Source organism: Pseudaquabacterium terrae (genome assembly GCF_013266755.1).
Taxonomy (GTDB): Bacteria; Pseudomonadota; Gammaproteobacteria; order Burkholderiales; family Burkholderiaceae_C; genus Pseudaquabacterium; species Pseudaquabacterium terrae.
In genome coordinates, this window is record NZ_JABRWJ010000006.1 from 123,031 (window position 1) to 145,623 (window position 22,593).

Genomic DNA, 22,593 nt, shown 5'->3' on the forward strand with positions numbered 1-22,593 from the left:
CGACTAGAGCCACCCGCCTAGACAAGTGCCCCGGCACGGGGTTTGCGATAGGGCGGTCGGGTATCCGCGCCCCCCTAAACTCCCGCATCCTGAAATTGGGGGAGAGCCGGGCACGAGCCGGTGCGACCCCCAACCCCGTGTCTGGAGCTGAGTGTCATGCTGGCCTACCTGATACGACGCCTGTGGCAAATGATTCCGACCTTGATCGGCGTCGTGCTGCTGGTGTTCGTGCTGTTTCATTTCTTCGGCGGCGATCCCGCTGAAATCCTCGGCGGTTTGAATGCCACCGCCGAGCAGATCGCGGCGATCCGCCAGCAGCTGAAGCTCGACGAGCCGTGGTACGTGCAGCTGTGGATCTTCATCAAGCAGATCGCCACCTTCGACTGGGGCCGCAGCTGGGCCACCAACGAGGCGGTCAGCAACCTGTTCGCGACACGGCTGCCGGCGACGCTGACGGTGATGATCCCGATCCTGCTGCTCGACACGATGCTGGCGATCCCGATCGCGCTGGGCGTGGCCTACGTGCGCGGCTCGCTGACCGACCGGTCGCTGATGGTCGTGACGACCGTCGCGCTGTCGATCAGCTTCCTGGTCTACATCATCGTCGGCCAGTACCTGTTCGGTTTCCAGTTCGGCTGGTTCCCGGTGCAGGGCTGGAGCGATTCGACGTGGACCAACCTGACGACCTACGTGCCGCTGCCGGTGATGCTGGCGGTGCTGGTCGGCGTGTCGCCGCAGACGCGGCTGTACCGCAGCTTCTTCCTCGACGAGCTCGGCCATGACTACGTGCGCACCGCGCGCGCCAAGGGCCTGACCGAACGCACCGTGCTGTTCAAGCACGTGCTGCGCAACGCGATGATCCCGATCCTGACCAACGTCGGCCTGGCGCTGCCGTCGATCTTCGTCGGCTCGTTCCTGATCGAGGTCTTCTTCTCGATTCCCGGCCTCGGCCGCGAAGTGCTGCTGGCAGTCAACCGCAGCGACTATCCGGTGATCCAGGCGACCACCGTCTACCTGGCGGTGCTGACGATGTTCATCAACCTCGCCACCGACATCCTCTACAAAGTGGTCGATCCGCGGGTGGTCCTCAAATGAGTGCAGTCCTCCCCACTTCGGTGACCCCACCGGTCGCCACCGCCCCGAAATCCGAAGGCGTCTGGCATGCCGCCTGGCGGCGCTTTCGCGGCGACCGCGTCGGCCTCACGTCGCTGCTGATCGTCGCCGGCTTCCTGCTGATGATCCTGCTGGCCGGCATCGGCCTGGTGGCCCAGGACTGGCAGCGCGAGGTGGGCGTTGCCAACGCGCCGCCGCACTTCGTCGGCCCGAAGCCGGCCGAAGCCACCGGCGCGATCGCCGCGCCGAAGGGGCCGAACGTCGACCTGTCGGCGATCGATCCGCTGGCGCCGCGCTACAAGGAATGGGAAGAGCGCGCCGCCAAGTTGAAGAGCAGCGACACGGTCAAGGCCGAGACGCTGCCCTTCGGCGGCGACCGCCTCGGCCGCGACGTGCTCGACAAGGCGATCAAGGGCACGCAGGTGTCGGTGGCCGTCGGCGTGCTGGCGGCCGTGATGGCCACCGTGCTCGGCACGCTGCTGGGCGCGCTGTCGGGCTTCTTCGGCGGCAAGATCGGCGACTTCCTCGAGTGGCTCTACACCGTCTTCACGTCGATCCCCAGCATCCTCTTGATCTTCACGCTGGCCGCGGTGCTGAACCGCGCCGACGCGATCATTCCGCGCGGCATCTGGACCATCGTGATCATCCTCGGCCTGGTCGGCTGGACCGACTTGTACAGACAAGTGCGGGCCGAGTTCATCAAGCACTCGACGCGCGAGTACGTGCGCGCGGCCGAGGCGATCGGCGCCTCGACCACCGCGCGCATGTTCCGCCATATCCTGCCCAACGTCAGCCACGTGGTGCTGGTGCGCATGTCGCTGCTGGTGGTCGGCTTCATCAAGAGCGAGGTGATCCTGTCGTACCTGGGCCTGGGCGTGCCGATCGACCAGGTCAGCTGGGGCACGATGCTCGCCGAATCGCAGGCCGAGCTGATCCTCGGCCATTGGTGGCAGCTGGCCGCCGCCACCCTCTTCATGGCGGTCTTCGTCACCGCGTTCTCGCTGATGGCCGATGCCTGGCGTGACGCGCTCGATCCGAAACTCCGCGGCGCCGAATGAGAACCCCATGCTTCTGAGCATCCAAGACCTGAAGGTCGCGTTCCGCATGGGCGAGCGCGGCAGCAAGACGCTGGCGCAAGCCGTCCGGGGCGTCAGCTTCGACATCCCCGAGAATTCCACCGTCGCGCTGGTCGGCGAATCGGGCTCCGGCAAGAGCGTCACCGCGATGAGCGTGCTGAACCTGCTGCCCGACAACGCGCGGCGCGAGGGCCGCATCCTGTACCAGGGCCGCGACCTGCTGCAGGCCACGCTGCCCGAGCTGCAAGCGCTGCGCGGGCGCGAGATCGCCTGCGTGTTCCAGGACCCGATGAGCTCGCTGAACCCGGTGTTCACCGTCGGCCAGCAACTGGCCGAGCCGCTGATCAAGCACCTCGGCATGGGCGGCCGACAAGCGATCGAACGTGCCGAGGCGCTGCTCAACGAGGTCGGCATCCCGGAGCCGAAGCGGCGCCTGAAGTCCTATCCGCACGAGATGTCCGGCGGCCAGCAGCAGCGCGTGATGATCGCGATGGCGCTGTCGTGCGAGCCCAAGCTGCTGATCGCCGACGAGCCGACCACCGCGCTCGACGTGACGATCCAGCGCCAGATCCTCGAGCTGCTGGCGAAGCTGAAGGAGCGGCACCGCATGAGCGTGCTGTTCATCAGCCACGACCTCGGTGTCGTCGGCGAGATCTCGGACCACGTCGTCGTGATGCGCCATGGCATCGTGCGCGAGCAGGCCGCGGTCGCGCGCATCTTCTCGGCCCCTGAGGACGCCTACACCCGCGCACTGCTGGCCTGCCGGCCGAGCCTCACCGACACGCCGGCGCGGCTGACGGTGATCGACGAGCACATCGCCAGCGAGTCCGGCGATGGGGGCGCACGCAAGACCGCGAAGCCGAAGGACCCGACCGCGCCGGTGGTGCTGGAGGTCCGATCGCTGGCCAAGAGCTTCTGGCTGCGCGACGGCCTGTTCGGCAAGCGCGAATTCCGCGCCGTGCGCGACGTCAACTTCCAGCTGCGCAAGGGCCACACGCTCGGCGTCGTCGGCGAATCCGGCTCCGGCAAGACGACGATGGGGCTCACACTCTTGCGGCTGCACGAGCCGACCGGCGGCGAGGTGATCTTCGACGGCAAGAACCTGCTGACCTTGACCGACCGCGAGCGCCAGCACATGCGCCGGCGCATCCAGATCGTGTTCCAGAACCCGTATGCGTCGCTGAACCCGCGCTTCACGATCGGGCAGACGCTGGTCGAGCCGATGAGCATTCACGGCATCGGCGGCTCGACCGCCGAACGCGAGGCGCGCGCGCATGCGCTGCTGGCCAAGGTCGGCCTCGACTCCACGGCTTTCGGCAAGTACCCGCACGAGTTCTCTGGCGGCCAGCGCCAGCGCGTGGCGATCGCCCGCTGCCTGACCTTGGACCCCGAGGTGCTGGTGCTCGACGAAGCGGTCAGCGCACTCGACGTCTCGGTGCAGGCGCAGGTGCTGAACCTGCTGCGCGACCTGCAGGACGAGCTCGGCCTGTCCTACGTCTTCATCAGCCACGACCTGGCGGTCGTGCGCTTCATCAGCGACGAGGTGCTGGTGATGAAGGACGGCGAGGTGGTCGAGCAAGCCAGCGCCGCGCAGATCCTGGCCGCGCCGCAGCAGGACTACACCAAGCGCCTGCTCGGCGCCGTGCCGCGCGGCTGGTCGCCGGATCGGGTGGCGGCGACGGTGGCCTAACGCTTATTGTCAGCGGCCACCGTTCACTTCGCCAGCGTCGGCGCGACCCGGCTCCATTCCGGCGACGCGCGCAGGCGGCCGATCTCGGTCCATATCGCTTCGACATAGGCCGGCTGCGCCGCCTGGAATTTGCGGTTGAACGCCGCGTGCAGCGTGAAGCTGAGAAAGGGCGTCGGCAGAATCTCGAGCTTGCCTCGGAATTCGTCGCTGGCCACTTCCTCCGCGGCCTGCTGCGCGTTGAGCACCAGGATCTCGCCGCGGCCGAGCAGCAGCTTGTTCAGCAGCGACTCGTTGGCGCTGGCGCCCTCGTCGCCAGGCACGCCGAGCCTGGCCAGCTTCTCGCGGACGGTGACGACGCCCTTGTTGAACATGACCGGCGTGGTGAGCCCGGAGAAGCTCGTGCCGTCCCAGTAGGCCCTGCTGCCGACGCGCCGCAGCGCCACCAGCGTGACGCTGCCGACGGCCCGGCCCTGGTCGACCTGGCCGGCAGCCATCGGGAATGCCATGGTCGGCAGGAAGGCGGCATGGGCCGATGGCGGCATCGCGACGTCGTAGGTGCCGGCCGCCACGCCGTCGGTGCAGCGCACCCACGGCACGGCCTCGAATTCCACGGCGTCGCCCTGGCGCTCCACGGCCTTGCGCACCAGCCATTGCCCCTGGCCTTCGCGATCGGGAAAGGTCAGCGGCGGAAAGGGATTGGCGGGGATGCAGACCTTGATCGTGCGTGCCGGGCAAGCCATGGCAAGACACAGCAGGGAGCCGCCGAGCAGCAGGCGAGGCACGACAGCAGGCTTCATCGAAGTTCGCCGGAGGAGTGTCGGGAAGAGTCGGGTCTTGGGCGTCCGTCATTCTGGGCCGCATCGGCCTCGGCTTCCGGCCACAGGTTCGGAAAAAGCAGCCGCAGCGCATGCAGCGGCACCGCGAAGCGCAGCGGCCCGCGCGGCGTGTCGCTGCGCAGCAGCGCCCGCTTGAGCAGCGCGGCGATCAGCCCCGACGCCGTGCGCTCGCCCAGGCCGGTCATCGCAGCGAAGTCGCGGCGATCGAGCTCGCGCTGGGTCGCGAACAGGTAGTGCAGCGGGCGCAGTGCCTCGATGCGCACGCCGCTCTTGACCGTGTGCTGCTCATGCGCCAGCAGCGCCGCCAGGCGCGACTCGACGCCAGCCAGATCGAGCAGGCCGGTCATGAAGCGGACCTGGTCCAGGCACACGGCGATGAAGTGTTCGATCCATTCGACGAGAAAGCGCTCGCTGCGCTGGCCGCGGCCATCGAGATCGCCGGCGCGCGCCATGTCGGCGTTGGCAAGCTTCTCGGCATAGGCATCGGCACCGCGCGCCAGGCCGCGCAACGGCGACCACAGCCCGTCAGTCAGGCCGAGACCGCGCAGCACGGCCAAGGTGTGCAGGCGGGCGGCGCGGCCGTTGCCGTCGATGAAGGGATGGATCCAGGCCAGCCGGTGATGCGATGCCGCGGCGGCGACCACCTGCATCTCGCCACGGCGCGCCGAGCCGTATATCACCGACCAGCGTTCGAGCATCGCAGGCACGTCGTTGATTGCCGGCGCGACATGGCGCGATACGCTGACGTTGCGTTCGCGAAGGTGGCCGGGCGCGGTGACGATGACGTCGCCGCTGGTCTTGTCGAGGTGGGTGCGGTCGGCTTCCGACAACTGGCCGAACAGGTGCTCATGGAGCCGGGTCACGGTGTCGGCGGCGTAGAGCGTCGCCGTCGACCACTGCTGGCCGGCGATCCACTGCTCGGTCTCGATGTGGGCGAGCGCCAGCCTCTGCAATCGCGCCTTGTCGAGATCGGCCGAGAAGTCGGCGTGCAGCGCCCTCTCGAGATCGAGCGGACGCGTGTGCTGGCCCTCGATCTTGTTGGAGTAGTACGAATTCATTGCCCGCAGGAAGACGGCCAACTCGTCGCTGACGTTGGGCCGGCACATGCCGCTCAGGCGCGCCGCCTCGGTGCGCAGGTCATGCGCCATCGCCAGGGCATCGTGCAGCACGGACTCGCGCGGCAGCAAGGGCTCCATGTCCGTCGGTTCGTCGAACAGGCGAAGCTTTGGTTGCGGCTTGTTTTGCGACTCCTTCATGAGCCGTAATGTATTGTCAGGTAACGAATTTTGTACGGTATTGCGGCTCAATTTGCGGCTAATCTATAGCCTCAGATCTGCACCGGCCGCAGCCGCCCCAGCGCCCGCAGCAGCTCCGCCTGGTCGACCGGCTTGGCGATGAAGTCGCACATCCCCGCCTGCCGCGCCTGCTGGCGCTCGATCTCCAGCACCGCGGCCGACAGCGCGATCACCGGCAGCGCAGCGGTGCGCGGGTCCTCGCGCAGCGCCCGGGCGGCGGCCAGGCCATCGAGCACGGGCATGTGCAGGTCCATCAGCACGGCATCCAGCGTGGCCGCCTGCGCACGCGCCAGCGCCAATGCCTGCTCGCCGTTCTCGGCCTCCAGCGGCAGCGCGCCGAGCCGGCGCAGCAGCGCGACGATGATCAACATGTTGACAGGATTGTCCTCAGCGACCAGCACGCGCAGGCCGTCCAGCGCCTGCGGCGGCGCGATGCCCGCGCCCGCCGAGTCGCTGCCGGCGCTGTCGGTCACCTCGGGCAGCGGCAGCTCGAGCCAGAACACGCTGCCGCTGCTGCCGTCGCTGTCCATGCCGACGGCGCCGCCCATCAGCTCGGCGAGCTGGCGGCAGATCGACAGGCCCAGCCCGGTGCCGCCGAAGCGCCGCGTCGTCGAACCGTCAGCCTGCTCGAAGGGCTGGAACAGCCGCTCGCGCACCTGCGGCGCGACGCCGATGCCGCTGTCCTCGACGACCAGTCGGACCTGCGGCGCGGCGGTCGCGATGACACGCAAAGTGATCGTCCCGCGGTGCGTGAACTTCAGCGCGTTGCTCAGGTAGTTCGACAGGATCTGGCGCAGCCGCACCGGATCGCCCAGCACGCGCAGCGGCAGCGCCTCGTCGATCTCGCAGCGCATCTCGAGGCCGCGTTCGCGGCCCAGCGTCGCGAAGGCGCCGAACGCGCTGTCGACCAGGCCGGCGAGGTCGAAGGGCACGCGCTCGACCTGCAGCCGGCCGGCCTCGATCTTCGTCAGGTCGAGCACGCCCGAGACGATGCCCGACAGGCCTTCGGCCGATTCGGCGAGCAGCCGCAGGTAGTCCTGGCGCTGCGTCGCATCGAGCGCCGGATCGAGCAGCAGCCGCGCCAGGCCGAGCACGCCGTTCAGCGGCGTGCGGATCTCGTGGCTCATGCTGGCCAGGAAAGCGCTCTTGGCCTGGCTGGCGGCTTCGGCCTGGTTGCGCGCCTCGGCCAGCGCCTGCTCGACGCGGCGGCTCTCGCTGATGTCCTCGGCGACCCAGATCGCGCCGCTCTCGCGCGGCCGCGCGCCATCGACGGCCCGGCCGCGCAGTCGCACCAGCAGCGTGCTGCCGTCGGGCCGCAACGCACGGCGTTCCACGTCGACCGTCTCGCCGCGCGCGAAGGCCTCGTCGGCGACGGCGAAGAAGCGCTCGAAGTGGCGCGACTTGACGAACAGCGCCGCCACCGGCGCACCGCGCAGCGAGCCGACCGGGCGGCCGTACATGCGCTCGAAGGCCGGGTTGATGCGCTCGAACACGTGCTCGCGCACCAGCGCGACGCCGACCGACGCGTTGTTCAGGATCGCCTCGCCTTCGGCCCAGGCCCGTTCGACCTCGGTGATGTCGCGCGCGCTGAAGACACCCACCGCCTCGCCGTCCCACTCGAAGCGGCCGGCGCTGATCAGCACGTGGCGCCGTTCGCCGCTCTTGTTGAAGATCACCGAGCGCTGGTCGCGCAGAAGCCCTTGCTGCAGCAGCTGGTCGCGCAGCAGCAGCGGCTGCGCCGACCCGCGCCACAGGCCGAGCTCGATTCCGTTGCGGCCGAGCAGCTCCTCTTCGCCGAAGCCGGTCAGCCGCATGAAGGCGTCGTTGAACATCGTCAGCTTGCCGCTGACCACCGGGGCGACGAAGATCGCGTCGGGCGATTCGCGGAACAGCCGGTCGAGCATGTCGCGCGAGCGCTGCAGCTCGCGCTGCGACTGGATCTCGGCGGTGACGTTGCGGCTGACGCCCCACCAGCCCAGAAAACGGCCGCGCTCGTCGCGCATCGGCTCGCCGCTGGCCTTGACGACGAGCAGGCTGTCGTCGACGCAGCGGTAGCTGACGACCAGTTCGCGGAAGGGGGCGTGCGAACGCAGCGCCTGCTGCACGGCGCGCCAGTCGTGGTCGTCGACGATGCTGGGGCCCCCGGGCCGGCCGAGCTGCAGGAACTCGGCGACCGTGCGGCCGGTGTGGTGCTCGAACGAGGGCGTCAGCATCTGGATGCGGCCGTCGGGGCCGAGCTCCCAGGCCCAATCGCTGCCCAGCCGCAGCAGCTGGCTCAGCCGCCGCTCCTGGTTCAAGGCGCGCTGCAGGCTGCGCTGCAGCGGTCGCGACAGGGTCAGCGCGCCCAGCAGCGCGGCGCCGATCAGCAGCACCAGCCCGATCAGCCGCGCCTCGGGCACCAGCCGCAGCGCCGCGTCCGGCGCGAGCAGCCAGCCCTCGCGCTGAGCGATGTACAGCGCAACGACGCCGGCCAGGTGCAAGCCAGCGACCAGCAGCGCGGCGCGCAAGGTCAGCAGCACGCCGGCAATCACCACCAGCAGGCTGATACCGGCCAGTGCCAGCGAATGCAAGCCGAGCCCGGAACCCGCCGCATGGCCGAGCGCGGCGAGCAACAACACCAAGACGATCGTCAGGCTCGCCGCCCGGTGCCGGCCCTGGCGCTCGAGCAGCAGCCCGATGCCGCCGCCGAGCATTGCGACGATGGCCAGCCAGGCGCGCAGCGGCACGCGGCCGACGTTGTCCGCGAGCACGGCTTCGATGGCGGCCGAGGCCAGCAGCAGACCGCCGAGCAGCAGCACGAAGCGGCACAGCACGCGCGCTGCCAGCCGGGCGAATTCGTCGTGGGGCGGCAGTGGCGCTTCGGCAGGCTCCGGCAGCGCACCTGCAGGCTCGAACAGCGGCGTCTGCGCGGGTGGAAGCGGCGGCGTTTCCGCCGCGCCGCGGTCCGCGGGCTCGGCTCGATCGGGGTCGTGGCGCATGCGTCCTTCGGCGGCGGGCCGCTGCGGGCGATGTTAGCGGCTGGCCGGCGCGCGGCTCGGGGCCGCGCGGCAAACCGGCGATGGCCCTGTTGCTTGCACGGATTTCGCACGGTCGTGCTATCGTGCGGCCCATGGAAACCCGGACCGAACGCAGCGGCCTCACGCTGACGGCGATCGTCGACACCGCCTTGCAGATGGCGGCAGCCGATGGGCTCGAGAGCCTGACGATCGGCGAGGTCGCCAAGCGGCTCGGGCTGTCGAAGAGCGGCGTGTTCTCGCGCGTCGGCTCGCGCGAGGCACTGCAGTGCGCGGTGGTCGAGGAATACGATCGCCGCTTCCTGCAGGACGTCTTCGTGCCGGCGATGCGCGAGCCGCGCGGCCTGCCGCGGCTCGACGCGATCATGCGGCTGTGGCTGCAGCGCGTGCGCACGGTCGAGCTGAGCACCGGTTGCATCTACTGCGCCGGTGCATTCGAGTACGACGACCGCGATGGCCCCGTGCGTGACCGGCTGAAGGACGGCGTGCTGCGCTGGCGCAGTGCGCTCAAGCGCACCGTGATCCAGGCCATCGACGCCGGGCACCTCAAGCCGGACACCGATGCCGAGCAGATCGTCTTCGAGATGGATGCGCTGTTCACCGGGCTGATGCGCGACGCGCGCTTCCTCGACGATGCGCGCGCGCCCGACCGCACCTGGACCGCCTGGCAACGGGTGGTGCAGGCCGCGCTGGCGCCTGCGGCCGCGGCACCGGCCGCCTCTCTTTCCCGTCCACGCTGAGGCCCATGAACGCCCCGCGTGATCTCAACTTCGGCCTGATTTCGCACGATCGTGCTAACTTGCCGAAGCCTGCTGCTCCTTCCTGGAGACCGTCATGAGCCTGATCCTGATCCTGTTGCTGCTGTACATCGTCGGCCGCGTCGCACGTGCCGCCTGGCGCCTGTGGTCGGCGCTGCCGAGCCGCAATGCCGACTTCGGCCTGGTCGAAGGCGACACGGGGGGCCGGCCGTGAGTGTTTCCGGCGCTGGCATCGCGCCGCCTGCGGCGGCCGCCAACCCGGCTGCGGCCTTCTATGCGACACCCGGCGCGCGGCTCGCCGGGGCGCTGCTGCGCACGCTGCAGCGCTGGTCGCCGGCGCTCGGCACGCGGCTGGCGATGGCGCTGTTCTGCACCCCGCTGCCGGGCAAACGGCACGCCCGTGCGAAGCCGGTGCCCGCACCGTGGACGGCGCGGCGCCACCGCTTCGAGGACGGCACGCTGGCGACCTGGCAACGCAGCGATGTCGCACCCGGCGCGCCGAAGGTGCTGCTGGTGCACGGCTGGGCCGGCGATGCGCAGCAATGGCGTGTGCTCGGCGACCGCCTGGCCGCTGCCGGGTTCGACCCGGTCCTGCTCGACCTGCCGGCGCACGGCCGCAGCGATGGCCGGCGCGCGAACCTGCCGCAGTGGGTGCGGGCGCTCTTCGCCGTCAGCGCCGCGCTCGGGCCGTGGCATGCGGTGGTGGCGCATTCGCTCGGCGGGCTGGCAGCGGCGCACGCGCTGGCGCGCGGGCTGCCGGCCGTGCGCCTGGCGCTGGTCGCGGTGTCGCCGCCGCCGCGGCTGTTCCTGCGCTGGTTCGCGGGGGTGCTCGGCGCCGGCGAACCGCTGGCTGCGCGCATGCAGGCCTGGTTCGAGCGCCACACGGGCGTGCCGATGCACGAGTTCGAGGCGGCCTGGCTCGGTGCGCGGCTGGTGCAGCCGGCGCTGCTGCTGCATGACCAGGACGACCGCACCGCGCCGCTGGCCGGTGCCGAGCGGCTGGCCGCGGCGATCTCCGGCGCGCGGCTGGAGACCACCCGCGAGCTCGGCCACCGGCGCATCCTGGCCGACGCAGGCGTGCTCGAGCGGCTGCTGGCGCACGTCTCGGCCGGTCGGTAGCGAGCGCCGCCGGCGCGGCCCCGCACGACGGGGTTTCCCCGGTCCGAAGCCGCGCATTTTTGCGCGCGGCGCGCCGGGTCGGCTCCGTACACTGGGCACCCCATGTTGTCCGGCGCGCGCTGTTCCTCGTCGATGAAGTTGCTGGCGACGATGCTGCGCTCCGGGATGACCGCCGCGCTGCTCGCGCTGGCGCTGCCTAGCCATGCCGCGCCGCCGCCGCTCGACCCGCGCCTGGCCGCGCTCGAAGACACATCGCGCGCTCAGCCGCGCGACGCGATGGCGCGGCTCGGCGCACTGGCACCGATGCTGCCCGAGGCCAGCGCCCAGCGCGTGCTGGCGCTGGCGCTGCGCGGCCAGCTGCAGGCGCAGCGCGACGATGCCGAGGGCGCCGAGCTGGCGCTGCGAGAGATCGAGCAGCTGCGCGGCCGCGAGCCCAGCGCCGCCGCCGCCGCCGGCTTCGTGCGCGCCGCGTTGACACAGCGGCGCGGCCCGATGGCACGCGCCGACCGCCAGGCGTCCGACGCCTTGGCGCTGATGCCGGCCGATGCGCTGCCCTCGCTGCGCTACCGGCTGACCTACCTGCTGGCGTCGCTGAAGGAAGAGACCGGCCAGCTCGACGAAGCGGTGCGCCTGCGCCAGCAGCTGATCCAGCAGGCCGATGCCGGCGGGCTGCCGTGGCGACAGTCGGAAGCGCGCAGCTCGCTCGCCTACGCGCTGCTGCTGGCCAAGCAGGCCGAGCCGGCGCGCGAGCTGAACCGCGAGGCGCTGGCGCGCGCGCGCAGCGCCGGCGACAAGCTGGCCGAATCGCGCGCGCTGAACATCGAGGGCATGCTGCTCGCCGAAGCCGGTGATGCGGCGGCCGAGTTGCAGGCCATGCAGCGCATGATGGAGCTGGCGCGCGAGACCCATGCGCGCGAAGACGAGGTGCTGGGCCTGGCCAACCTGGCCGACCACTACCTGAAGGGCGGCGACTACGAGACCGCGCTGCGCCTGTCGCGCGAGGCGCTGCCGCTGGCCCGCGAGCTCGCCGACCCGGCGTCCGAGTCGGTCGCGCTGGCCAACATCGGCCTGGCGCTGATCTCGCTGCACAAGCGCGAGGAGGGCCTGGCCTCGGTGCGCCGCTCGATGGCCATCGACGAACGCTCCGGCGCCGTCACCAGCCTGGCGCAGACGCAGGAGGAGCTCGGCATCTACCTCGAACGCGCCGGCTACCTGGGCGACGCCGTCGATGCCTACCGACGCTTTCGCAAGCTGTCCGACGAGGTGTTCCGTCGCGACCAGCAGCAGGCGATCCTCGAGCTGCAGGAGGGCTTCGACAACGAGCGGCGCCTGCGCGAGCTCGAGCTGCTGCAGCGCGAGAACCACCTGAAGCAGGCGCAGCTGGTCGGCGCGCAGCTGCAGCAGCGGGTGTGGCTCGCCGCCGGCGCCGCCGGTGCGCTGCTGCTGGTGCTGGCTGGCGTGCTGCTGCTGCGCCTGCGCCGCACCGGCCACCTGCTGATCGAAGGCAATGCGCTGCTGCAGACGCAGAGCGAGCGCGATCCGCTGACCAACCTGGCAAACCGCCGCTTCCTGCAGCGCGTGATGCAGCCCGATGCCGACAGCGCGCCGCCGCCCTTCGAGGGCTCGCTGCTGTTGATCGACCTCGACCACTTCAAGCGCATCAACGACCGCCATGGCCATGCCGCCGGCGACAGCGTGCTGATCGAGGTCGCGCGGCGGCTGCGCGCCACGCTGCGTGACGAGGACCTGGTCGTGCGCTGGGGCGGCGAGGAGTTCCTGGTCGTCGCCCGCGCGCTGACGCAGGACCAGGTGCAGGCGCTGGCGCAGCGGCTGCTGACGGCCATCGGCGGCGCACCGGTGCTGCTGGCGCCGGCGGCGGCCGGCGCCGATGCGGCGCCGTCGGTGGCGATCAGCGCCTCGATCGGATATGCCTGCTTCCCGACCGAGCCGACGAAGCTGGCCGTGAACTGGGAGCATGCGCTCGACCTGGTCGACACCGCGCTCTACCTGGCGAAGGCCCATGGCCGCAACCTGGCCTACGGCGTGCGGCTGCTGCATGCGCGCGACGAGACCGAGCTGGTGCAGATCAGCCGCGGGCTCGAGGAAGCCTGGACCGACGGTCGCGTCAAGCTGACGCCGCTGCGCGGGCCGTCGCAGGCCGCCGCGGCGGCGGCGGCGGCACAGGAGTCGGCATGACGCTGCGCCGCTGGCTTGGCTGGGCCGCTGCCGCGCTGGTCTGCATCGCCCCCGGCGTGCACGCCTCCCCAGCGCTGGAGCGGCAGCTCGACGCGCTGCTGCGCGTCGGCGAAGACCGGCCCGCGCCGGCACTGGCGGCGATCGATGCGCTGCCGGCGCCCGAGTCGCCGGTCGAGGCGCGCTGGCTGACGCGCGCGCGCGCCGAGGTCGCCGCGCGCAGCGCGAGCGCCGGCGAGGCCCAGCGTTGGCGCGAGGCGGCGGTGCAGGCGGTGCGCGCCACCGAGCCCGCCGCGCTGGTCGAAGCCGAACTGCAGTACCTGCTCGCGCTGCGCGCCGAACACGAGGACGCCGGCTCGATGAACGAGCTGGCGCGCGCTGCGCTGGCCGGCTACGACGGCCATTGCAAGGCGCTGCAGCCGCCGCGCCCGGACTGCGAATACCGCGCGCGCTGGCGCCTGCAGCAGCTGCTGGCACAGCACGCGCGCGCGCAGCGGGCGCCGGCCGCGGCGCGCCAGCATGCGCGCGCCGCGCTCGAGCTGGCGATCGCCGGCAGCGACCTCTGGCGCCAGGCCTGGAGCGAAAGTGAGCTGGCGCTGGCCGCCGGCCACGAGCGCGATTTCTCGCGGGCCCAGGCCCACCTCGAGCGCGCGCTGCAGCTGGCGGCGCGAGAAGAGGAGCCGCGGCTGGCCGCGCGCATCGCGCTGACCGAAGGCACCCTCGCGCAGGACCAGGGCGACTGGCCGCGCGCGCACCGCAGCGAGCTGCGCGCGCTGGCGCTGGCGCGCCAGGCCCAGTCGCCGCGCTACGAAGCGATCGCGCTGGTCAACCTGAGCGACCAGGCGGTGCAGTCGGGCCGGCCGGCCGAGGCGCTGGAGCATGCGCTGCAGGGGCTGGCAGCGGTCAAGCCGCTGCAGATCAAGCGCATCGAGCGCTCGCTGCTCAACAACGCGATGCTGGCCCGCGTGGCCCTCGGCCGCCGCGCGGAGGCGCGCGCCGATTTCGAGGCGCTGCAGGCGGCCTGGTCGGCCGACGGCGCGATCGGCCGGCAGGTGACCTCGATGCGCGAGTTCGGCGATGCGCTGGCCAAGGTCGGCGACCTGCGCGGCGCGCTCGAGCTGCACCACCGCGAGACCGAGCTGTCGCGCCGGCTGATGGACGCCAACCGCACGGCGGCGCTGGCCGAGCTGCGTTCGCGTTATGACCGCGAGGCGCAGCAGCGCAACATCGTGCTGCTCGAACGCGACAACGCGCTGAAGACCACCGAGCTCGACAACCGCGCGCTGTCGCAGCGGCTGTGGACGCTGGGCGCCGGCGTGCTGGTGCTGACGATGGTGCTGATGCTGCTGCTGGTGCGGCGCGTGCGCGAGACCAACCGCGCGCTCGAGCACAGCCGCGCGAAGCTGCGCGTGCAGAGCGAACGCGACCCGCTGACCGGCCTGGCGAACCGGCGCCACTTCCAGGCCGTGCTGCAGGCCGGCGGCGAGGCGGCCGAAGGCTTCCGCGGCGCGCTGCTGATGATCGACATCGACCACTTCAAGCACATCAACGACAACCACGGCCATGCCGCCGGCGACCAGGTGCTGGTCGAGGTCGCGCAGCGCATCGCCGCCGCGGTGCGCAGCGAGGCCGACACGGTCGCGCGCTGGGGCGGCGAGGAGTTCCTGGTGCTCGCGCCGGCGCTGCAGCGCCACGACACCGAGGCGCTGGCGCAGCGGCTGCTGCAGGCGGTCGCCGGCACGCCGGTGGCGCTGGCCGGCGGCGGCGGCCTGCGCGCCACGGTGTCGATCGGCCATGCGGTGTTCCCGCTGCCGCCGCATCGCGTCAAGCTGACGCCCGAGCAGGCGGTCAACCTGGCCGACATGGCGCTCTACACCGCGAAGAGCCAGGGCCGCAACCGGGCCGTCGGCATCGTGCAGGCCGAGGTCGCCGATGCCCAGGCGCTGCGCGCGCTCGAGGGCGACTTCGAGCGCGCCTGGGTCGAGGGCCGGGTACAGCTGCGCATCGACGCCGGCCCGGGCGAATCGGCCGGGCGCCAATCGGCGGGCGCGGCGGTCGTGGCCTGACCCCGCCTTTCAGCCATCCAACAACGAGGAGAGACCGTATGCCGCATTGCCTTGCCCGTGCCCCGTCCCGCCGCCGGCTGCTGCAGGCCGTCGCCTGGCTGCCGCTGGCGGCCGTGCTCCCTGCTAACGCGCAATCGGCGTGGCCAGCCAAGCCGGTGCGCATCGTCGTGCCGTTTGCTGCCGGCGGCACCACCGACATCCTGGCCCGCGCGCTGGCGCCCGAGCTGCAGAAGGCCTTCGGCCAGCCCTTCGTGATCGACAACAAGCCCGGCGCCGGCGGCAACAACGGTGCGGCCGAGGTCGCCAAGGCCGCGCCCGACGGCTATACGCTGCTGATGGGCACCGTCGGCACGCATGCGATCAATGCCTCGGTCTACCCGAAGATGCCCTACGACCACGTGAAGGACTTCCAGCCGGTCACGCTGGTCGCCGGCGTGCCGAACGTGCTGGTGCTGAACCCGGCGAACGCGCAGAAGTACGGCGTCAACTCGGTCGCCGACCTGGTCAAGGCGGCCAAGGCGAACCCCGGTCGGCTGAACATGGCGAGCTCAGGCAACGGCACCTCGATCCACCTCGCCGGCGAGCTGTTCAAGACGATGACCGGAACCTTCATGGTCCACTTTCCGTACCGCGGCTCGGGCCCGGCGCTGATCGACCTGCTCGGCGGCAACATGGACCTGATGTTCGACAACCTGCCCTCGGCGCTGCCGCACATCAAGGCCGGCAAGCTGAAGGCGCTGGCGGTGACCAGCGCCACGCGCTCGTCGGCAATGCCCGAGCTGCCGACGGTCGAAGAGGCCGGCGGCGCGGTGCTGAAGGGCTACGAGGCGAGCTCGTGGTTCGGCCTGCTGGCGCCGGCCGGCACGCCGATGGACATCGTCAACCGCGTGCAGCAGGAAACCGCGAAGGCGCTGGCCAGCCCGGCGCTGAAGGAGCGCCTGCAGGCGCAGGGCGCGATCCCCAGCGGCAACAGCCCGGCCGATTTCGCCCGGCACATCGCCGCCGAGACCGCCAAGTGGGCGAAGGTGGTGAAGGCCTCGGGCGCGAAGGTGGACTGAGTTGGCCCCCAAGACGCCTTCGGCGTCGCCCCCCCAAGGGGGATCAGCCGACCGGGAAACCCGGATCGGCTGAGCGCCGGTCAGGCGGCCGGCGGCATCCAGATCACCGGCTTGCGGGACTCCGACCAGCGCTCGTACTGCGCGCCGTAGACCTCCTCGACGCGGTTGCGCTTGACCTTGAAGGTCGGCGTGATGAAGCCGTTGTCGACGGTCCACGGCTCGGTGACGACGATCAGCGTGTCGAGCTGCTCGTGCGGGTCGAGCTTGGCGTTGACCGTCTTCAGGTGATCGGCGAGCGATGTCTCGAGGTCCTTCTTTCCGGCCGCGTCCTTCGTGCGTTGGGCGGCGTCGATGTTCAGCATCACGATGCCCAGCGGCTGGCCGAGGTTGGCGCCGGTGACGCAGCAGGCCTCGATCGCCGTGTGCATCACCAGCCGGTCCTCGATCGGCGCCGGCGCGACGTACTTGCCCTTGCTGGTCTTGAACAGGTCCTTCACGCGGCCGGTGATGCGCAGGTTGCCTTCCTGATCCAGCTGGCCCTTGTCGCCGGTGTGCAGCCAGCCGTCGTCGGTGAAGGTCTGCTTGGTGAGCTCGGGTTCCTTGAAATAACCCAGCATCAGACCGGGGCTGCGCATCTGGATCTCGCCGTTGGCGGGGTCGATGCGCGTCTCGATGCCGTCGTAGGGCTTGCCGACGGTGCCCGGGCGCGGCTGGTCGAGGAAGGTGGCGTGCGAGACGCCGCAGTTCTCGGTCATGCCGTAGACCTCGACGATCGGCAGGCCCAGGCGCTCGTACCACTTCAGCAGCTCGGGCGGCATCGGCGCCGCGCCGCCGGCGGCGAACACGCACTTGTCCAGGCCCAGCGCGCCGAGGATCTTCTTGCGCACGATGCCGCCGAGGATCGGGATCCGCAGCATGCGCTTGAGTTTCTCCGGCGGCATCTTCGCGCTGACGCCCTGCTGGAACTTGACCCACAGCCGCGGCACCGAAAAGAACGCCGTCGGCTTGGCGCGCTGCAAGTCCTGCGTGAAGGTCTCCAGGCTCTCGGCGAACCAGATCTGCATGCCGGTGGCGAACAGGCCGTTCTCGATCAGCGTGCGCTCGGCGACGTGCGACAGCGGCAGGTAGCTCAGCACGCGCGTGTCGGGCCCGAGGTTCAGCCGCTTCAGCCCCGCCTGCACCGACCACGCGAAGGTCGCGAAGCTGTGCATCACGCCCTTCGGGTTGCCGGTGGTGCCCGAGGTGTACATGATCGTCGACAGCTCGTCGCCGTTGCGCACCGGCTCGCCGCCCATCGGCTTGGCCTTGGCGATGGCCGCGTCCCAGGTCGGATAGTTGTTCTTCGGCGCCAGCGGCAGGCTGATGCACGGCAGCCCGGCCGGGATGCCGGGCTTCATGCCGTCGAAGCCGTCGAGCTTGCCGACGAACAGCAGCTTCGATTCGCTGTGGTCGAGGATCTGGCGGATCGTGTCGGCGGCCAGCGTCGGGTACAGCGGCACCGAGACGCCGCCGGCCATCCAGATCGCCCAGTCGGCCATCAGCCACCAGGCGGTGTTCTTCGACAGCAGCGCGACCTTGTCGCCGGGCTCGAGGCCCAGGCTCTTCAGGTGCGAGGCCATGCGCCGCGTCTGGTCCATCGCCTGGCGCCAGGTGAAGGTCTGCACTTCACCGCCGCCCATCGGCTGCGTGAAGACGACGCGGTCCGGCGTGGTCTTTTCCCAGTGGTACAGGCGCTGCAGCGCCAGCTGGTCGGGCGGAACGGAAGTGCGGCTCATCGGACAGTCCTCGCGGGGCATACAGGAACGCCGGGCAGGGTAGCCGCGGGCGCTGCCGCCGCAGGTTGGGGCTTTCCAGGGTCTAGAGGCGTCGCCCTGGAGACAGCCTGCGCTCAGCGTCCGTGGTCTGTCGCCGCCTGCAGCTGCTGCTCGATGCGCCGGGCGGCGCGCAGCACGAGGGTGGTGTCGAGGTCCGCGGGCGGGGCAACGACTGCCGTGACGTCGTCCACCTCTTCGGGCTGGTTCAACATGGAATGGACGACCACCGACAGCGCGACCGTCGGGCGCTTGACCTGCGCCACGCCGGTCAGCTCATGCGTGCGCTGGGCCTCGACGTGGTGGCGCACGCTGGCCACCGCCTGGGGTCCGAGCCCCCAGCTCTCGCACAAGGCCGCGCCGAGCGCGTCGTGGCTGACGCCGAAGCCGGCGCGCTCGAGCTCGCACAGCTCGGCATCGTTGTCGACCGCCCGCAGCATCGAGCGGTAGTGGTTCGGTGCATGGCGGAACAGCACCGCCTTGCCGCATTCCTCGAACAGCCCGGCCGAGTGCGCGGCCCAGGCATCGAGGCCGAGCGCCTGCGCGAGCCGGCCCATCACCAGCCCACGCTGCGAAGCGCGCTGCCAGATCGGTTCCAGCTCGGGCGCCGGCGGGAAGGCGGCGCGCAACCCCATCTCGAAGGTGATGCCGGCGATCTCACGCGTGCCGAGGTAGGTCACCGCCTGCTGCACGCTCTGCACCCGGCCCTTCAGGCCGTAGAGCGAGGAGTTGACCGCCTTCATCACCGACGCGGCCAGCGCCATGTCGGACTCGACCAGCTCGGCGATGCCCTGCAGGTTGATGTCCTCGTCGGCCATCAGCAGCGACAGGCGCACCAGCGTGTCCGGCTTGGCGGGGATGTCGATGTCGAGCGTGCGCAACTGCGAATTGACGGACATGGCGCGTCGGGCTCGGGCGGCCCGTCCGGGAGTGGGGGGATCGTGCCGAAGGGTAGCGCGCCGTGTGATCGGGCAAAACGACGAATCGTGGGGTGGGAGGCGGTCAAATCCTCCGACCGCGGCGTTCGGCCAAAAGCAGACCCAGGAGCTTCCAGCGATCCTGGGTACGTCCATGCCGGCCAGCGCGAGCAGGGGTTGATGTGACGGCTCGAGGCAAAAAAATGGCGCCGGGGTCACCGGCGCCGAGTGCGTCCGCTTGGCCGCGCCGGGTCAGTCGACCGCCCGGCTGCGCCGCGGAATCTTGTGTGGTTGCTCGTTCGAGTCTGTTGCTGTCTCCTCAGTCCCCGGATGCCGCCGGCCGTTGGGGGCCGGTGCATCGAGTGCGCGCAATGTAGGCACGCGGCACAGCCCCGTCTGCGCGGGTTTTCCCGTCATGCGGCGGCGCCGCGACAGTCGCTCCCCGGGATGCGGGGGGCGATCAGGCCAGCAGCCATTGCGCCGCGCGCTCGGCAATCATCAGCGTCGGCGAATTGGTGTTGCCGCTGGTGATCGTCGGCATCACGCTGGCGTCGGCGATGCGCAGCCCGGCGATGCCGCGCACGCGCAGCCGGCTGTCGACGACCGCGCCGGCATCGTCGTCGCGTCCCATGCGGCAGGTGCCGACCGGATGGAAGATCGTCGTGCCGATGTCGCCGGCCAGCCGCGCGAGCTCTTCGTCGCTCTGGAACTGCACCCCCGGCTTGACCTCGCGCGGCTGGTAGGGCGCCAGTGCCGGCTGCGCGGCGATGCGCCGCGTCAGCCGCAGCGACTCGGCGGCGACCCGCCGATCCGCTTCGGTCGACAGGTAGTTGGTCTGGATCGCCGGCGCATCCTGGGCGCGCGCCGAGCGGATGCGCACGTGGCCGCGCGAGCCTGGGTTCAGGTTGCAGACGCTGGCGGTGAAGGCATTGAACCGGTGCAGCGGTTCGCCGAAGGCATCGAGCGACAGCGGCTGCACGTGGTACTGGAGGTCCGGCCAGGCCAGCTCGGGCGACGAGCGGGTGAAGCAGCCGAGCTGCGACGGCGCCATGCTCATCGGCCCGCTGCGCTTGAGCAGGTACTCCAGCCCGATGCCGGCCTTGCCGAACAGCGAGTGGGCGATGGTGTTCAGCGTCTTCACGCCATGCACTTCGAACACAGCGCGGATCTGCAGGTGGTCCTGCAGGTTCTCGCCGACACCGGGCAGCACGTGGCGCGGCGCAATGCCGTGCTGGCGCAGCAGGTCCTCGGGCCCGATGCCCGACAGCTGCAGCAGCTGCGGCGTGCCGATCGCCCCGGCGGCCAGCACGACTTCGCGCGCGGCGCGGGCCCGCGCCGGCGCGCCGCCGCCGATCGGCAGCGCCTCGATGCCGGTCACGCGCGGGCCGCCGTCGCCGTCCTGGATCAGCAGCCGGCTGACCTGCGCACCGGTCCACACCTGCAGGTTGTCGCGCTCCTGGATCGGGCGCAGGAAGGCCTTGGTCGCGTTCCAGCGCATGCCGGCGCGCTGGTTGACCTCGAAGTAGCCGACGCCTTCGTTGTTGCCGCAGTTGAAGTCGTCGGTCGCCGGGATGCCGGCCTGCTGCGCGGCCTCGGCGAAGGCGTCGAGGATCTTCCACGACAGGCGCTGCTTCTCGACGCGCCACTCGCCGCCGGTGCCATGCACGGCGGCGAAGCCGGCATCGCGGCCGCCCGTGCCCTGCGCCGGGTCGGCACCACGCCAGTGGTCCTCGTGCTTGATGAAGTAGGGCAGGCAGTGCTCCCAGCGCCAGTTGGCATCGCCGCAGGCCTCGGCCCAGCCGTCGTAGTCGCGCCGCTGGCCGCGCATGTAGATCATGCCGTTGATGCTGGAGCTGCCGCCGAGCACCTTGCCGCGCGCGTAGCCCAGCTGGCGGCCGTTCAGCCCCGGATCGGGCTCGGTGCGGTAGAGCCAGTCGGTGCGCGGGTTGCCGATGCAGTAGAGGTAACCCACCGGAATGTGGATCCACATGTAGTCGTCGTTGCCGCCGGCCTCGACCAGGAGCACCCGGTTCTTCGGGTCGGCCGACAGCCGGTTGGCCAGCAGGCAGCCGGCGGTACCGGCGCCGACGATGATGTGGTCGTAGGTCGTGACGTTGTCATCCATCCCCCGATGCTATGCGGCGGCGCGGGCGCGTCCGGCGGCGCTGCTGCGCCAGCCGTCGAAGAGCGCGTACCAGTCGATGCGCCGCGTCAGCAGCATCACCGCGGCGAGCGCGCCGAAGAGGCCCAGCGAGCCGATCACCAGCGCGTTCTGCTCCATCTGCAGCAATGCGTACAGCAGGCCGTAGAGCGCGGCGATCGACGCGCCGAAGGCCGCGCCGGCGATCCAGCGGCCCAGCATGTGCACGGCGTAGTAGCCGAGCAGCAGCGCGCAGGCGGTGGCGGCTGCTGCGTACGCGGCGGCGAACGGCAGGTGTTCCGACAGGCTCAGCAGCAGCAGGAAGAACAGGCTCAGCACCAGCCCGACCAGCAGGTACTGCACCGGGTGCACGCGCTGTCCCGACAAGGCCTCGACCAGCGCGACGGCGATGAAGGTCAGCACGACGAAGAGCAGGCCGTACTTGATCGCGCGGTCGCTCAGCACATGCGGGTTGACGGGGTCGAAGAACGAAACGGAGAGCGTGTCGAGGCAGCCGGCGCGCGCCGCGGCGACCACCTCGCTCGGAGCGGCGGGTTCGACGCTCCCGTCGCACATGCCGGCCCCGCGCAGCAATTCAGCCGGCGCCGAGCTGGCGAGAGACGACACAGACCAGCTGGCGCTGAAGCCCCGCTCGCTTATCTGGCGCGAGCTCGGCAGGAAGCGGCCGTCGAACGACGGATGCGGCCAGTCGGAGTTGAGCGTCCAGCGCGTCGCGTCGGCCGCCGGCACCAGCGCGAGCCGGCTGGTGCCGGACAGCTCGAGCGTCACACGAGCCGCGAACGGCGCTTGCGCTGCGGCATCGAGCAGGCGCGCTGGCGGAAGCTCTGTGTGCAGTCCGCGCGGCCGGCGGCCATCCAGCGTACCGGGGCGCACCGTCAGCGCCTGCCCGTCGACGCTGACGTTGGCGGCTCGCACGCCACGTACGTCGGAAAGCGCCACGGTGAGCAGCGCGGGTCCGCAAGCCAGCTTTGAGCCGGCATGCTCGCGCTGCGGCTGCAATGCGGCCAGCGAGCTGAACTCGGCCTGCAGCGTCAACTGCGCGCCGTAGCTGTTGACGCGGTAAAGGCCGCGGCGGCGCACGTCGGCCTGCGTCTGCCCCTGCACCTCGAGCCGTGCCGGCACCGCCGCCAGCGCGAAGATCCGCCGCTCCTGTACCGTCTTGCGTTCCTTGCCTTCGCCGCTCACCACCTCCCACTCCTCGGTGCAGGCGCGGTGCAGCCAAGGCCCGGCCAGCGTCTGCGCGCCGGCATGCGATTGCTCGACGCTGCGCACGGCCTCCTGCTGGCGCGCCTGGCGCTCGTCGACGAGGAAGCCGATGCGCATCAGCACTCCGCCCATCAGCAGCAGCACGACGCCGATCGACAGGAACTTGGCCAACAACGGAAATCGCATCACGCCTCCTCGCGGACTCTGAATGCGCCGCATGCTGCCGGCCGGGCGTGAGGCGACGAAGGGCTGCGTGAAGCGGGGGTGAAGTTCTTGGTGG

The 22,593-nt window shown here is 70.9% G+C and carries 16 protein-coding genes; 9 read left to right on the top strand and 7 right to left on the bottom strand.

The genetic code is table 11. The annotated features are described in order from the left end of the window. Window positions 1-156: 156 nt before the first annotated feature. From HLB44_RS19870 to HLB44_RS19880, 3 genes are read left to right on the top strand one after another with little or no spacing between them, the layout of a single operon-like run. Window positions 157-1,095 (top strand): ABC transporter permease, encoded by a 939-nt coding sequence (locus HLB44_RS19870; RefSeq protein WP_173125815.1) that lies wholly within the window; start codon window positions 157-159, stop codon window positions 1,093-1,095. Continuing rightward, a complete protein-coding gene (locus HLB44_RS19875; RefSeq protein WP_173125817.1) occupies window positions 1,092-2,171 on the top strand; it encodes an ABC transporter permease in 1,080 nt (359 codons plus the stop codon). Before HLB44_RS19870 ends, HLB44_RS19875 begins: the two co-directional genes overlap by 4 nt. Window positions 2,172-2,178: 7 nt before the next feature. Further along, the gene (locus HLB44_RS19880; protein ID WP_173125819.1) at window positions 2,179-3,879 is read left to right on the top strand and encodes an ABC transporter ATP-binding protein; all 1,701 of its coding nucleotides are present in this window, start codon (window positions 2,179-2,181) and stop codon (window positions 3,877-3,879) included. Between the two features lie 23 nt (window positions 3,880-3,902). Here HLB44_RS19880 and HLB44_RS19885 read toward each other — a convergent pair whose 3' ends face one another. The 3 genes from HLB44_RS19885 to HLB44_RS19895 form a co-directional block, all read right to left on the bottom strand. After that, the gene (locus tag HLB44_RS19885; RefSeq protein WP_173125821.1) at window positions 3,903-4,676 is read right to left on the bottom strand and encodes a substrate-binding periplasmic protein; all 774 of its coding nucleotides are present in this window, start codon (window positions 4,674-4,676) and stop codon (window positions 3,903-3,905) included. Then, window positions 4,673-5,971 (bottom strand): Fic family protein, encoded by a 1,299-nt coding sequence (locus HLB44_RS19890; protein ID WP_173125823.1) that lies wholly within the window; start codon window positions 5,969-5,971, stop codon window positions 4,673-4,675. The genes HLB44_RS19885 and HLB44_RS19890 overlap by 4 nt, the downstream gene beginning before the upstream one ends. 71 nt (window positions 5,972-6,042) lie before the next feature. Further along, window positions 6,043-8,988, bottom strand: a complete 2,946-nt coding sequence (locus HLB44_RS19895; RefSeq protein WP_173125825.1) for a PAS domain S-box protein — start codon at window positions 8,986-8,988, stop codon at window positions 6,043-6,045. A gap of 131 nt (window positions 8,989-9,119) precedes the next feature. Here HLB44_RS19895 and HLB44_RS19900 point away from each other — a divergent pair, with 131 nt between their 5' ends. From HLB44_RS19900 to HLB44_RS19925, 6 genes are all read left to right on the top strand, one after another. Beyond that, the gene (locus tag HLB44_RS19900; protein WP_173125827.1) at window positions 9,120-9,764 is read left to right on the top strand and encodes a TetR/AcrR family transcriptional regulator; all 645 of its coding nucleotides are present in this window, start codon (window positions 9,120-9,122) and stop codon (window positions 9,762-9,764) included. A 94-nt stretch (window positions 9,765-9,858) separates the two neighbouring features. Beyond that, on the top strand, window positions 9,859-9,996 hold the full coding sequence (locus HLB44_RS19905; protein WP_173125829.1) for a hypothetical protein: 138 nt from the start codon (window positions 9,859-9,861) through the stop codon (window positions 9,994-9,996). After that, window positions 9,993-10,901 (top strand): alpha/beta fold hydrolase, encoded by a 909-nt coding sequence (locus HLB44_RS19910; protein WP_173125831.1) that lies wholly within the window; start codon window positions 9,993-9,995, stop codon window positions 10,899-10,901. Before HLB44_RS19905 ends, HLB44_RS19910 begins: the two co-directional genes overlap by 4 nt. A gap of 132 nt (window positions 10,902-11,033) precedes the next feature. Continuing rightward, the gene (locus HLB44_RS37920; protein WP_173125833.1) at window positions 11,034-13,097 is read left to right on the top strand and encodes a diguanylate cyclase; all 2,064 of its coding nucleotides are present in this window, start codon (window positions 11,034-11,036) and stop codon (window positions 13,095-13,097) included. After that, window positions 13,094-15,160 carry a diguanylate cyclase domain-containing protein gene (locus HLB44_RS19920; protein ID WP_173125843.1) on the top strand — a complete coding sequence of 689 codons (2,067 nt, stop codon included), beginning with the start codon at window positions 13,094-13,096 and terminating at the stop codon, window positions 15,158-15,160. The genes HLB44_RS37920 and HLB44_RS19920 overlap by 4 nt, the downstream gene beginning before the upstream one ends. A 38-nt stretch (window positions 15,161-15,198) precedes the next feature. Beyond that, window positions 15,199-16,218 (top strand): Bug family tripartite tricarboxylate transporter substrate binding protein, encoded by a 1,020-nt coding sequence (locus HLB44_RS19925; RefSeq protein ID WP_173125845.1) that lies wholly within the window; start codon window positions 15,199-15,201, stop codon window positions 16,216-16,218. Between the two features lie 80 nt (window positions 16,219-16,298). Here the strand turns inward: HLB44_RS19925 and HLB44_RS19930 are convergent, their stop codons facing one another. The 4 genes from HLB44_RS19930 to creD all read right to left on the bottom strand — a co-directional run bounded on the left by HLB44_RS19930 (window position 16,299) and on the right by creD (window position 22,499). Continuing rightward, window positions 16,299-17,993, bottom strand: coding sequence for an AMP-binding protein (locus HLB44_RS19930; protein WP_173125847.1), 1,695 nt, complete (start codon window positions 17,991-17,993; stop codon window positions 16,299-16,301). 113 nt (window positions 17,994-18,106) lie between these two features. After that, window positions 18,107-18,928, bottom strand: a complete 822-nt coding sequence (locus HLB44_RS19935) for an HDOD domain-containing protein (protein WP_173125849.1) — start codon at window positions 18,926-18,928, stop codon at window positions 18,107-18,109. 478 nt (window positions 18,929-19,406) lie between these two features. Next, window positions 19,407-21,071, bottom strand: a complete 1,665-nt coding sequence (locus tag HLB44_RS19940) for a GMC family oxidoreductase (RefSeq protein WP_173125851.1) — start codon at window positions 21,069-21,071, stop codon at window positions 19,407-19,409. 9 nt (window positions 21,072-21,080) lie between these two features. Beyond that, entirely contained in the window at window positions 21,081-22,499 is a 1,419-nt protein-coding gene (gene creD / locus HLB44_RS19945) for a cell envelope integrity protein CreD (protein ID WP_173125853.1), read from the bottom strand. Window positions 22,500-22,593: the final 94 nt, after the last annotated feature.